The sequence below is a fragment of the Gemella sp. 27098_8_149 genome (assembly GCF_041433745.1).
GTDB lineage: Bacteria > Bacillota > Bacilli > Staphylococcales > Gemellaceae > Gemella.
Genome location: NZ_JAPWCB010000006.1, coordinates 61,845 through 74,407, shown reverse-complemented (window position 1 = coordinate 74,407; position 12,563 = coordinate 61,845). Strand labels below are relative to the sequence as shown.

Here is a 12,563-nt window from a genome sequence, read left to right as displayed (position 1 = left end):
AAATATTAGATTATATCTTATTATAATACCATTGCTTTAACTTAATGTCAAAAACAATAGTAATAAAAACAAAAGATGATAGAAGAAATTTCTTCTATCATCTCTTAATATAATTATTTATTTTCTTTTACAAAGAATGAAAGTACAATTCCTAATACAAATCCGATTAATGCATAATTTAACCATGCAAAATCTGCGGGAACAGGAAGGAAGTTTACTTTAGCTAGTACATTATCAACTGCAGGTACTGCAAGTTTAAATGTTGAAGCTACAGTAGAATATAAACTAAATAATCCAGTGAATAGAACTGTACAAACATAAACTACTTTTTTACCACCAAAGAAGTTGTTTAAAAATCCTAGTAAAATTAATACCATTGTTAATGGATATAATAAAACAAGTACTGGAACAGCACCTTTGATGATTGCTGCTAATCCGTAGTTACCAACTGCAAATGAGAATAATGTTAATGCGATTGCATAAGTTTTGTAACTAACTTTATCGTAAAGTCTTACGAAGAATGAAGCACAAGCTGTTACTAATCCAACACTTGTAGTTAAACAAGCTAAGAATACGATAACGAATAGTAATAATTTACCGACATTACCAAAGTAATATGTTGTTGCTCCCGTTAATACTCCAGCTCCAGTTTTTTGTAATCCTAAAACAGAAACAGATGTAGCTCCGATATTAGAGATGAATACATATACTAAAGCTAATAACACAGCAGCGATAATTGCTGATTTAGCTGTATTATTAAATACTTCTTTTTTAGTTTTTGCTCCGTAAAGTTTAACAGAGTTAATTACGATAATACCAAATACTAATGATGCTAATGCATCCATTGTATTATAACCTTCCATTAATCCATTTGTAAATGCTAATGAAGTAGTTTGATAAGTTTTTGTAGGTTCTTGTGCTACACCCATAGGTTTAACTAATGAAGCAATGATTAAAACAACCATTGAAAGTAGTAAAACTGGTGTAATTACAGTACCGATTCTATCTACTAGTTTATTAGGACTGATTGCTAACCATAATGTTAATCCCATAAAGAATGCTAAGAAAATAGCTTGAGCAATTGTAGTATTTTCTGGTGCTACAAAGCTAGATAACCCTAATTCATAAGTAGTAGTCCCTGTTCTAGGAATTGCAAAGAATGGTCCAATTGTTAAGTATAATAAAGTAGTAAAAGCAACACCGAATACTTTCCCGGCTCTGCTTGATAAATCTAATAGGTCTTCAGCTCCTGAATACCCCATTACAATAACTCCTAATAGTGGTAATCCCACTCCCATAATAATAAATCCGATCATCGCTGTAGATAAGTTTGATCCAGCGTTTTGTCCTAAGAATGCTGGGAAAATTAAATTACCAGCACCAAAGAATAGTGCAAATAACATAAGTCCGATTGAAACGTATGGATTTTTCTTTAAAAATTTCAACATGTCATCTCCTCCAAATTTTTTTGTTTTTTTTAAGTATGTTATATACAATAATATATTTATTAACATTTGTCAATAGATTTTTAAAAAATATTACCTTTTTTGTTGGATAAATGTTTTAAATTTTCTGACAATTTAAAAGAATTGTATACTTGGTACCTCGTTTACATTTAGAAAAAATCAATAATGCAATCATTTTCAAACAATTAATTTTCTATAATCTATATGTATCGTACTAATAACAAAAGGATTCGATAATTGAGAACAATTATCAAATCCTTTTTATCCATTTTTCTATTTTTTTATTTCTTCTTTATAATCACAGTGTGCACAATGAACACCTTTTTTTCCTTCATATAAGATATTTGTACATTTCGGACAATTTCTATTTATAGGTTTATCCCATGAAACAAAATCACATTCTGGGAATCCTTCACAACCATAGAATAATTTGCCTTTTTTAGATTTTTTCTCTAAAATCTCATGTTTCTTACATTTCGGACATGTGACTCCAACCTTTTTTTGGATGGTATTAGTGTATCTGCAATCAGGGAAATTAGAACAAGCTATAAACTTACCAAATTTACCTAACTTAAATACAAGTGGTGAAGAACATTCTGGACAGCTTTCTCCAGTAAATTCTTGTTTAATTTCTACTTTTTCCATTTCAGTTTCTGCTTTTTCAACATCTTTTCTAAAATTACTGTAGAAATCATATATAGTTTTTTCCCAGCCTACTTTTCCTTCTGCTATATCATCTAATTGACTCTCAAGATTAGCTGTAAACTTAGTATTTATAATATCAGGGAAATACTGTTCAGTTATCTTACTCACTAGTGTTCCTAATTCAGTTGGTGTGAACACTTTATTTTGCAGTTTTGCATAGTATCTTTTTTGTAAAGTTTCTACAATTGTCGCATATGTAGATGGGCGGCCAACTCCAAGTTCCTCAAGTTCAGCTATTAGTTTCGCCTCTGAGTAACGTGCAGGTGGTTGAGTAAAATGCTGTTCTTCTTTTATTTCTTTAACTTTAGCATCTTCACCAACTTCAAACTCTGGTGCAAGTTTCACTTTTTCTTTTTCTTTTAAAACCGCTAAGAAACCATTAAATAATAATTTAGAATGTGCTCCACGATATACAACCTTATTATTTTCAAATGTAGTTGTGCTCGTTTCATAAACAGCAGCACTCATTCTACTTGCAATAAATCTTTCCCATATAAGCTTATACAGTTTATATTGATCATTAGACAAATATTCTTTAATGCTGTCAGGTGTGAAATTAACATTTGTTGGTCTAATTCCTTCATGGGCATCTTGAACATTTTTACTTGATTTTCTAGCTTTCACTGAAGAAGAAAGATATTCCTTACCGAAATTGTTAAGTATATAGTCACTAGCCATCTTAACCGCTTCATCCGAAACCCTTGTAGAGTCCGTTCTCATGTATGTGATTAAACCTGTAACTCCACCTAACTTTTTAAGATTTATACCTTCATATAACTCTTGAGCTACACTCATTGTCTTACGAGTTTTGAAATTAATCTTTCTAGATGCATCTTGTTGCATTGTAGAAGTAATATATACATTCGGTGCATTTCTATTCTTATTAGTTTTTGCTACATCGATAACTTTAAATGTATCACCTACAATTGCTTTTCTTATATTGTCTACATCCTTCTTACTCTCAAGCTTAAGCTTTTCACCTTTAAAAGAATAGAAATTAGCCGTTAAGACTTTTCTATTTTTTATAAAATCAATCGGCATAGACCAATATTCTTGTGGAACAAATTTTTGAATTTCTTCTTCTCTATCAACAATTAGCTTTAGAGCTGCATTTTGCACTCTTCCCGCTGATAACTTCGGTTTTACTTTTTTCCAAAGTACAGGAGAAATATTATATCCAACTAAACGATCTAATATTCTTCTAGCTTGTTGAGATTGAACTAAGTCTGTATTTATTTTTCTAGGATGCTTTATAGCATCTTTGACTGCATCTTTCGTGATCTCATTAAAAACAATTCTATTATCAGAATTATTATCTAATCCTAATATATGAGCAATATGCCAAGCTATTGCTTCTCCTTCTCTATCGGGGTCGGATGCAAGGAAAACTTTCTTTCCTTTTGCTTCTTTTTTTAAAGATTTAATTACATCTCCCTTACCTCTTATAGAAATATAATCAACATCTACATTTCCATTATCTAGCACTTCTACTCCCATTCTACTTTTAGGAAGGTCTCTTACATGACCTTTTGAAGATATTACTCTATATTTTTTCCCTAGATATTTTTCAATAGTTTTTGCCTTAGAAGGAGATTCGACTATTACTAAATTTTCTGCCATTTTCTTCTCTCCATAATTTTATAATAAGTAGTATCTTAAAACATTTTTATTTACTTGTCAACTTTTTTAATAAAAATTAATCAATTTTAGTCAATATTAAAGGTTCATCATTTTCTCTTACTACAATTGTATGTTCATATTGAGCAATATAAGAACCATCATTTGCAACTAATTCCCACTCATCTCTATCTGAATTCCCTACAGTCTTCGCTTTAGTTGATACGAAAGGTTCTACTGCTAAACACATACCATCTTTTAGAATTAAATTATCCCATGGATCAAAATAATTAAATACATGTTGTGGTTCTTGGTGTAATGAAGTTCCGATTCCATGACCTGTTAAGTTTTCTATCACTTCTAATTTATGTTCTTTTATCTTTTTATGTACATTTTTACCGATTTGGTTTATTTTTCTTCCTGCTACAGCATGCTTAATTCCTTCATAAAATGCTTCTTTAGCTACTTCACATACTTTTTCCTTCATTGGGTCATCTACTTTACCTACAACAAAAGAAATTCCAGTGTCTGCATAATATCCATCTTTGCATCCAGATACATCTATATTTAGTAAATCACCATCTTTTAATATTTTAGTACTTGATGGAATCCCATGTGCAGCTTGGTAATTTAATGAAATACATGTATATCCTGGAAAATCATACTCTGTAATTGGTGCAGATTTCGCTCCATATTTTTCAAATAACTCTTTTGCTATATTATCTAATTCTTTTGTAGAAACACCTGGTACTGCTTTTTTCACCATTTCATCTCGAATTGTAGCACAGATGAATCCTATTTCTTTCATTTTTTGTAATTGTTCTTCTGTTTTAATAATCATGATTTCTCCTTTTATTTAACTAGCTCGAATAAGTTTTTAATAGAATAAGTTGGTTTATGTTCTTTAGTTTCTAAATCTTCTAAACTTGTGACACCTGTTTGAACGTGAATTGTATCTATACCGCCATTAATACCAGACATAATATCTGTATCATAGTTGTCTCCAACCATAACAATTTCATCTTTGCTATAACTAAATAAATTCATAGCACATTCCATAATAATTTTACTAGGCTTACCTATAAATGTAGCCGGCGTCGAAGTTGCATACTCTAGATACTTAACTTGCCCCCCATTACTTGGTACAAAGCCATTTGCTGTTGGTAACAATGTGTCTAGATTAGTACCAATCAGTTCTGCACCGTTTAATACAGCTTTAGCCGCAGTTGCAAGTTTATCATAAGTAAGTTGTCTATCAAGACCAACTACAACTGCATCAACACCTTCCTCATTTTCTCTTTGAGTGAATGAATTTAAAGTATTCTTAAGTCCCGCTTCACCGATTACATATAAATTTTTATATCCTTTACCTTCAAGATAAATTTTAGTAGCATCACTTGATGTAAATACGTGTTCTTCTGATGTATCTATATCGAAATTCTTTAAGTGTTCGGCTACTTCTTTAGGTTGTCTAGTTGAATTATTAGTTAAAAATAAATAGTCTATGTTATTTGTATTTAGATAATCAACAAACTCCTTTGCATATTTTATCTTTTTATCACCATTATAAATAGTACCATCTAGGTCTATTAGATATAATTTATATTGTTTTATACTCATTCCATTTCTCCATTAATTTCATTTATCATAATATATTCAAATATAAGTTTCTTCTATAAGAATAAATTACGCAACTATTTCTATTTTACACCGATTATAAAAAAAATAAAAGCATTAATTAGGATTTTCCTACTTAATGCTTATATAAAATCGTTAAAAATACTATTTAAAAAGACTAGCCACGAGTTCATTTCTGATAATTGTTTCTTCTCATGATACCAAACTATCATTATGACAGATTGTAAAGTTATATACCATTTTAGTCTATTTCTATATTTTATTGTCGGCTCTTGTCCATAAATTTTTAGCCATTCATTCCATTCGCTTTGTGGAATGTATCGATATAATACAAATGAAATATCAATAGCAGGATCACAAAGTATAGAGTGTTCCCAGTCTACTAAAAATAACTTACCTTGATCTGAAAGTAACCAGTTATCTTTATGTAAATCGGTGTGACAAGGTGTATATTCTACGTCATCATCTGGCAAACACTTCTCTAAATAATTTAATGCATCGACAATATTACTATTTTTTCTAAGATCATCGGCAATGATCGATTTTAAATTACAAAGTGATCTAGCTGCTGTTTCTTCAGCATAACCTTGAGCCTTCATAATTTTTTTTAGTTTTGATGATCCGTGCACTTTTTTCAAAATTTCAGGTATACGTTTATCCGTCATATCTTCCGTATTTAACGTTCTACCATTTTCAAAATCTTGCGCGATTAATACATCTCCATTACTAATACGCTTAGTCCATCTTAATCTAGGTACAATACCTTCTGCAGAAAGAGTTGCTATCATCGGAGTAGTATTTTTTTTAATAAAGTAACGTTGATTATCTCTCGAACAAAAATAATCTTCGTTATATGTATCATCTAAAGTCCAGCCCATCTGATAATATTCTTTAGACATATTTTATACTGCTCCTTTCTTCAATCTCTTTTTAAAAATTATAATGCACTATATATTTTACATTCTTTAATCATTTTTTTCAAGATGCTATTTTTTAACTAAAATTAAAAATCTCAAAGATATTATAATTTATATATACAAAAATTAAGATTAATATCTTTGAGATTGCTTATTATCTTATTTTTTACAAAATAAACATTATATGAAATAAATATTTTTATAAAATTTATTGTTCACAACAAAGTTTGTAAATTCCTTCTGCATAAATTGCAGTAGCTAATAATAAATCTTCTACTTCTAAATATTCATTTGCTTGGTGCATTGTATCTTCCTTACCTGGGAAAAGTAATCCAAATGCAACACCTTTTTTAAGGCAACGTGCATATGTTCCTCCACCTAATACGAATGCATCATTTTTAGTATCACCTGTATGTTTTCTATACACATCCATTAATGTTGTAACTAATTCATCATCTTTTGGTACATAGTGAGCTTCTTTAGTACTTGTTACTTCAATATCTATGTTATCTACGTTAATCCCATTCAATCTATCAACTAAATCAAATTTCTTAGGATGACGACAGTCTGTTGAAACTACCCCAATTTTTCTTTCTAAATCATACTCTAGAATTCCATAGTTATATGTAGCTTCTCCCATTTCATCATCAGCGTAATTAATTCCTAATTTTTCACCAAATGGATCATTGGCAAGTTTTTCCACTATATAATTTACAAAGTTTTTACCATTATTATCTAATCCTAACGTACTTAAAAATTCTGCTAATTTTGTTGCACCATTAATACCATATTGTGGTGTTGAACCATGAGCAGCTTTTCCTTTAAGTGTAAGCTTAATTGTATTTTCTACCTCAACTTCACCTTCAAGTTTTTCTTGTTTTAAGAATTTTTCAAATTTTTCTTTAATATCTGCTACTTCACCTTCTAATTCAGCTTTTGCACTAGCAATAACCATATTTAAAACTTGACCACCATTAAATTTAACAAGTTTATAATTATACTCTCCATCTTCACTAACAAATTTCAGTTTGTGATCGAAAGTTGCTCTTGCTTTTTCAGCATACACTAATGGGAACATTGCATCTGGCGTAAATCCAGAAGCTGGTTGTTCTTCGTGTTTAAAGTACGCTTCAACACATCTAAATCCAGTTTCTTCATCACTTCCAACAATCACCCTTACTCGTTTATTCCATTTTACACCTAGTTTATCTAAAAGTTTAACAGCATAGTAAGCTGCCATTGTAGGCCCTTTATCATCTAATGATCCACGAGCAAATATCTTACCATCTCTTATTTCTGGTTTAAATGGATGACTAGTCCAGTCAGCTTCTACTACTGGTACAACGTCGACGTGTCCAAGGATACCAAATAATTCTTCTCCTTCTCCCACTTCAATGTGTCCTGCTTTATTTTCTACTAATTTAGTTTTGTAACCATCACGCTTACCAAAAGATAAAATTAAATCCAATGCTTCTCTTGGTCCACTTCCAAATGGGGTTTCCTCAGTTATATCTGTTCCTAAAATTGAACGTACACTTAATAAGTCAAATAAATCTTTAAGTAGGTCCTCTTTATGATTTAGAACCTCTTGTTTAAAATCAATAGTCATTATATTTCCCTCCGTTATTTAGTTAATTTATTTAATTCATCATCTGTTAAATATCTATACTCGCCTAATTTTAGATTCTCATCTAATTTCAAACTCCCTATAGACAATCTTTTTAAATATGTTACTGTTGTTCCAAGGGACTTCATCATTCTTTTAACTTGATGAAATTTCCCCTCGGTAATGAATATATTTGCTTTACTATTTCCTTCACTAGTATCTAATATTTCTAAACGAGCAGGCTTACACTTATACCCATCTTCTAAAGTTACACCCTCTTTTACAATTTCGAGATGTTCATTCTTTAGTTCTCCACTAACCTCGACATAGTATTTTTTCTCTACATCTTTCTTAGGGGAGATGAGTTTATGAGCTAATTCACCATCGTTTGTAAGTAACATTAGTCCTTCAGTATCTTTATCAAGTCTACCTACAGGAAAAACTTTATGAATACGGTCTTCATCTCTTAATATATCTACAACAGTTCTTTCAATCGCATCTTCCGTTGCAGAAACCGTATCTTTAGGCTTATTCATCATTATATAAACATATTTTTGATACACTAGCCTATTACCATTTACAATTACCTGATCATTGAATTCATCAACCTTATAATCAGGACTCTTTATCAAAATATCATTAATTAATATTCCTTTTTTTATAATTTTTTTTGCTTCTGCTCTACTTAAAGTTGTAGTCGTACTAATAAATTTATCTAGTCTCACTATACTCTTCTCCTTAGATTTTTCAAAGATGAAAGTCTAATTTTTCTTCCAAATAAATATTCATCAAATTTCATCATTGTAATGCTGAAGAAATATATAAGAATACCAAAAACTGCACAAATCATAATTAATATCATACTTGAAATTTTTGATTCAATTACAAAGTTTGTAAGTATTGACTCATATATTGCTGCAACAGTAATAAACATAATGAAACAACTACTTAATATTATTGAAAATCTAGAAACAAATTCAAATATTCTAAGTCTAACTTCTGTATTAATAATAACTAAGTTAATTAGTATCATCACAAGATAAGTTGTAATTGAAGATAGAATTACACCATTTGTCTCGAAATTCATTACAAATGGAGTAATCGTTAAATACTTAACAATTAGTCCTACAACAATAGCAACTAGGTTTAACAATTGCTTATTAACAGCTTGCATTATTATACTAGTTAAACTATAAATCGAATAAAGTACAGCTAGTGGTAAATAAAATCTCAGTAAATCTGCATTCTCTAAACTTCTACTATAAAAAGCAGAATATATTGGATCGGCTAATACATACATACCTACCAATGCTGGTAGCACGATCATCATTAGAGATAAAATAACTTTATTAATTTGACTACTAACAGTAATTCTATCACCTTGTGCAAATAATCTAGTAATCGAAGGTAAAAATGTACTAGAAAATGCCGGGGCAATTGCCACAGCAATCATAACTACTTTATTAACTAGTTGCAATGCTGAGAACCTTCCATCTACAATATCTGCTTTACCTATTTTCGTCATTCCATGAATGAAATTATGTTGATCAATAATATTTAGAATTGGGAATAATCCTACAATGAAAATAAATGGAATTGAAACTGAAAAGAATTCTTTTACTAATGCAGTGTTTGAAACATCCAATTGTACTTCATCTTCTTCTATATTAAAATCCAGATTTTTTCTATTTTTAGAATAAAAAAAGAAAAGTGTAATTAAAGAAAAAACAGCTCCTACCGCTGCTGCAAATGTTGCACTAACATTTCCTTCAACTACTCCATATCCTAAAATTCTCATAATGAAGTATGTTGCTCCTAGCATAAAAGCAATACGTGCCACTTGTTCAATAAATTGACTTAAAGCCGAAGGTAGCATAATTTCATGTCCTTGGAATAATCCTCTAATTCCTGATGATACTAAAACTAGCGGAATACCAAAACTCAAGCTTTTTAGAACTAATGCCCCATCTTGAGGAGTAAATTTTTGTTGATTACTTATCAAAATTTGATCTGATATATATCCAGAACCAAAAAATAATATACAAAAACCTACAATTCCCATTACTACCAATAACCAAGACCCTAGCTTATAAATTCTTCTACTAACACTATATGCACCTAACGCATTGTATTTAGCTACTAATTTCGCTATTGCTAGTGGTATTCCTGCACCAGAAATCTCTAGTATAGTTGCATAATAACTATATCCATAGTTGAATAAAGCCATTTGTTCCTCTCCACCAATTATCTGATAAAAAGGAATTAGATACACCGCTCCTAAAATCTTTGTTAAGATTAAACTTAAACTAAGTATCGCAGTCCCTTTAAACAAGGAATCTTTTTTCAAAATTTTCACATCCAAACTAATATTTAATTGTTAATATATATTTTTTATAAGTATAAATACTGATAGCAGTACACTAATGCAGCAACTAGACTGTATGCAGCTACCAATTTCAATACTTTATCCATACGTCTTTTTTTTATTTTTTTATTTGCTACTAAGACTATATAAGAACCTAATAGTAATACAAATGTTATAATAAAAACTACAACAGATAAAAATATCGCCATACTATCATCCTTTCTTTTTTATATAACTTTATTTTATCATGATTTTCAAAAATTTTAAACATACTTTATTCTATAAATATAAAAAATAACTATAAAATACTTATTATGTTTACACAGTTATTAATTGTAAGATTTTCTAACATACACTTTATTTTACTTACTTTTTTTGTTATTATACTATATAGATATAAAATATTTATTTCACAAAATCTTATTAGAGAGGTACTATTATGGGGTTTAAAGAACTACAAAAAAATCTTCCAGTTTTTTCCATAAGTGTAGTAACAAAAATTACTCAACTTACTGCAAGACAAATAAGATACTATGAAGAAAAAAAACTCTTCACTCCAAAACGTACTGAAGGTAATACTAGGCTTTTTTCTTTTAATGATATCGATAAATTATTAACTATTAAAGACCTACTTACAAAAGGCTTTAGTCTAAAAGCTATTGATGAAATTATTAACGAAAAAGAAGTGCCTGCTGAAACAACTCAAATTAGACAGATTATCCATAACGATATATTCGCAGGACCAAATGGTTTACCTAGAGAACGCTCAATTGGACGTGGTGATTTATCTAGATTTTATAACAACAAAAAGAATAAATTTTAGTGTTAGATTTTTTTACAATAATTTTCTACAAAATAAGGAGACAACATGGCTAAGACTATTACTAGAGAAGAAATAATTAAAAGAATTGAAGATGAAAACGTTAAGTATATTCGATTACAATTTACCGACATTACTGGTACAATCAAAAATGTAGAAGTACCCGTTAGTCAAATTGAAAAAGTATTAGATAATAAAATGATGTTTGACGGTTCATCAATTGAAGGTTTTGTACGAATTGAAGAAAGTGATATGTATCTTTACCCTGATTTAAACACATTCTTAGTATTTTCTTGGGATAGCGAATACGGTAAAGTAGCACGTTTCATCTGTGACGTTTATACTGTAGATGGAAAACCTTTTGCTGGTGACCCTCGTGGTAATTTAAAAAGAACACTTGAAAGAATGAAAAAATTAGGATTCGATACATTAAACCTTGGACCTGAACCAGAATTCTTCTTATTCAGACTTAAAGAAAATGGTGAACCAAGTTTAGAATTAAACGATAATGGTGGTTATTTCGATCTTGCACCTGTTGATTTAGGAGAAAACGTACGCCGTGACATCGTTCTTGAACTTGAACGCCTAGGATTTGATATTGAAGCAAGTCACCACGAAGTTGCTCCAGGTCAACACGAAATTGACTTCAAATACGACGATGTAATTTCTGCTTGCGACAATATTCAAACATTTAAATTAATTGTAAAAACTATTGCTAGAAAACATGGTTTACATGCGACATTCATGCCAAAACCAATTTTTGGTATCAATGGATCTGGAATGCACTGCAACGTTTCTATGTTCAGTAACGGTGAAAACAGTTTTTATGATGAAAACAGCGAAAATGGATTAAGTGAAGTAGCATCACACTTCATCGCAGGAGTTCTTAAACACGCTCGTAGTTTCACAGCCGTTTGTAATCCAACCGTAAACTCATACAAACGTCTAGTTCCTGGTTATGAAGCACCTTGTTATGTTGCATGGTCAACTTCAAACCGTTCACCTCTTGTTCGTATTCCTGCTGCACGTGGTAAGTCTACACGTGTAGAAGTTAGATCAGTAGACCCAGCTGCAAATCCATACTTAGCAATGACAACAATATTAGCAGCAGGTTTAGACGGAATTGAAAATAAACTAGTTCCAGCTGCTGAAGTTAGAAGTAATATTTATGTTATGACTCGCGAAGAAAGAATCGCAAATGGTATCGATGAATTACCATCAACTCTATACACTGCACTTAAAGAATTAGCAGCGTCTCCTATTATGAAAGAAGCATTAGGCGATCACATTTTCTATAACTTTATAGAAGCAAAATCAATCGAATGGGATTCATTTAGAACTCAAGTTACAGACTGGGAAATCGATCAATATTTAAAAAATTATTAATCAAATAAAAACAAGGAATGGCTTAATTACAAGCTATTCCTTG

Annotated in this window: 11 protein-coding genes; 2 read left to right on the top strand and 9 right to left on the bottom strand. The window is 30.3% G+C overall.

Features of this window, described 5'->3' with window-relative positions; translation table 11 throughout:
* Positions 1-113: 113 nt before the first annotated feature.
* The 9 genes from brnQ to O3801_RS04300 form a co-directional block, all read right to left on the bottom strand.
* Positions 114-1,448, bottom strand: coding sequence for a branched-chain amino acid transport system II carrier protein (brnQ, locus tag O3801_RS04340; protein ID WP_294681419.1), 1,335 nt, complete (start codon positions 1,446-1,448; stop codon positions 114-116).
* Between the two features lie 291 nt (positions 1,449-1,739).
* Positions 1,740-3,791 carry a type I DNA topoisomerase gene (gene topA, locus O3801_RS04335; RefSeq protein ID WP_294681422.1) on the bottom strand — a complete coding sequence of 684 codons (2,052 nt, stop codon included), beginning with the start codon at positions 3,789-3,791 and terminating at the stop codon, positions 1,740-1,742.
* 76 nt (positions 3,792-3,867) lie between these two features.
* The gene (gene map / locus O3801_RS04330; RefSeq protein WP_294681424.1) at positions 3,868-4,629 is read right to left on the bottom strand and encodes a type I methionyl aminopeptidase; all 762 of its coding nucleotides are present in this window, start codon (positions 4,627-4,629) and stop codon (positions 3,868-3,870) included.
* Positions 4,630-4,640: 11 nt separating this feature from the next.
* Positions 4,641-5,408: a TIGR01457 family HAD-type hydrolase gene (locus O3801_RS04325; protein ID WP_371454182.1), complete on the bottom strand. Its 768-nt coding sequence runs from the start codon at positions 5,406-5,408 to the stop codon at positions 4,641-4,643.
* A 140-nt stretch (positions 5,409-5,548) separates the two neighbouring features.
* Positions 5,549-6,304, bottom strand: coding sequence for a phosphotransferase (locus O3801_RS04320; RefSeq protein ID WP_371454181.1), 756 nt, complete (start codon positions 6,302-6,304; stop codon positions 5,549-5,551).
* 247 nt (positions 6,305-6,551) lie between these two features.
* Positions 6,552-7,952, bottom strand: a complete 1,401-nt coding sequence (pepV, locus tag O3801_RS04315; protein WP_371454180.1) for a dipeptidase PepV — start codon at positions 7,950-7,952, stop codon at positions 6,552-6,554.
* A 14-nt stretch (positions 7,953-7,966) separates the two neighbouring features.
* Positions 7,967-8,674 (bottom strand): pseudouridine synthase, encoded by a 708-nt coding sequence (locus O3801_RS04310; protein ID WP_371454179.1) that lies wholly within the window; start codon positions 8,672-8,674, stop codon positions 7,967-7,969.
* Positions 8,674-10,305, bottom strand: coding sequence for a putative polysaccharide biosynthesis protein (locus O3801_RS04305; RefSeq protein ID WP_371454178.1), 1,632 nt, complete (start codon positions 10,303-10,305; stop codon positions 8,674-8,676). The genes O3801_RS04310 and O3801_RS04305 overlap by 1 nt, the downstream gene beginning before the upstream one ends.
* A 35-nt stretch (positions 10,306-10,340) precedes the next feature.
* The gene (locus tag O3801_RS04300; protein ID WP_304094533.1) at positions 10,341-10,523 is read right to left on the bottom strand and encodes a hypothetical protein; all 183 of its coding nucleotides are present in this window, start codon (positions 10,521-10,523) and stop codon (positions 10,341-10,343) included.
* A gap of 230 nt (positions 10,524-10,753) precedes the next feature.
* Between O3801_RS04300 and O3801_RS04295 the strand changes: the two genes are divergently transcribed.
* The gene (locus tag O3801_RS04295; RefSeq protein WP_060913692.1) at positions 10,754-11,137 is read left to right on the top strand and encodes a MerR family transcriptional regulator; all 384 of its coding nucleotides are present in this window, start codon (positions 10,754-10,756) and stop codon (positions 11,135-11,137) included.
* 45 nt (positions 11,138-11,182) lie between these two features.
* The gene (gene glnA / locus O3801_RS04290; RefSeq protein WP_371454177.1) at positions 11,183-12,520 is read left to right on the top strand and encodes a type I glutamate--ammonia ligase; all 1,338 of its coding nucleotides are present in this window, start codon (positions 11,183-11,185) and stop codon (positions 12,518-12,520) included.
* Positions 12,521-12,563 lie beyond the last annotated feature (43 nt).

Excerpts from the sequence above, each read along its gene's own strand:
- brnQ (WP_294681419.1), bottom strand. The coding sequence starts at position 1,448 with ATGTTGAAATTTTTAAAGAAAAATCCATACGTTTCAATCGGACTTATG.
- topA (WP_294681422.1), bottom strand. The coding sequence starts at position 3,791 with ATGGCAGAAAATTTAGTAATAGTCGAATCTCCTTCTAAGGCAAAAACT.
- map (WP_294681424.1), bottom strand. The coding sequence starts at position 4,629 with ATGATTATTAAAACAGAAGAACAATTACAAAAAATGAAAGAAATAGGA.
- O3801_RS04325 (WP_371454182.1), bottom strand. The coding sequence starts at position 5,408 with ATGAGTATAAAACAATATAAATTATATCTAATAGACCTAGATGGTACT.
- O3801_RS04320 (WP_371454181.1), bottom strand. The coding sequence starts at position 6,304 with ATGGGCTGGACTTTAGATGATACATATAACGAAGATTATTTTTGTTCG.
- pepV (WP_371454180.1), bottom strand. The coding sequence starts at position 7,952 with ATGACTATTGATTTTAAACAAGAGGTTCTAAATCATAAAGAGGACCTA.
- O3801_RS04300 (WP_304094533.1), bottom strand. The coding sequence starts at position 10,523 with ATGGCGATATTTTTATCTGTTGTAGTTTTTATTATAACATTTGTATTA.
- O3801_RS04295 (WP_060913692.1), top strand. The coding sequence starts at position 10,754 with ATGGGGTTTAAAGAACTACAAAAAAATCTTCCAGTTTTTTCCATAAGT.
- glnA (WP_371454177.1), top strand. The coding sequence starts at position 11,183 with ATGGCTAAGACTATTACTAGAGAAGAAATAATTAAAAGAATTGAAGAT.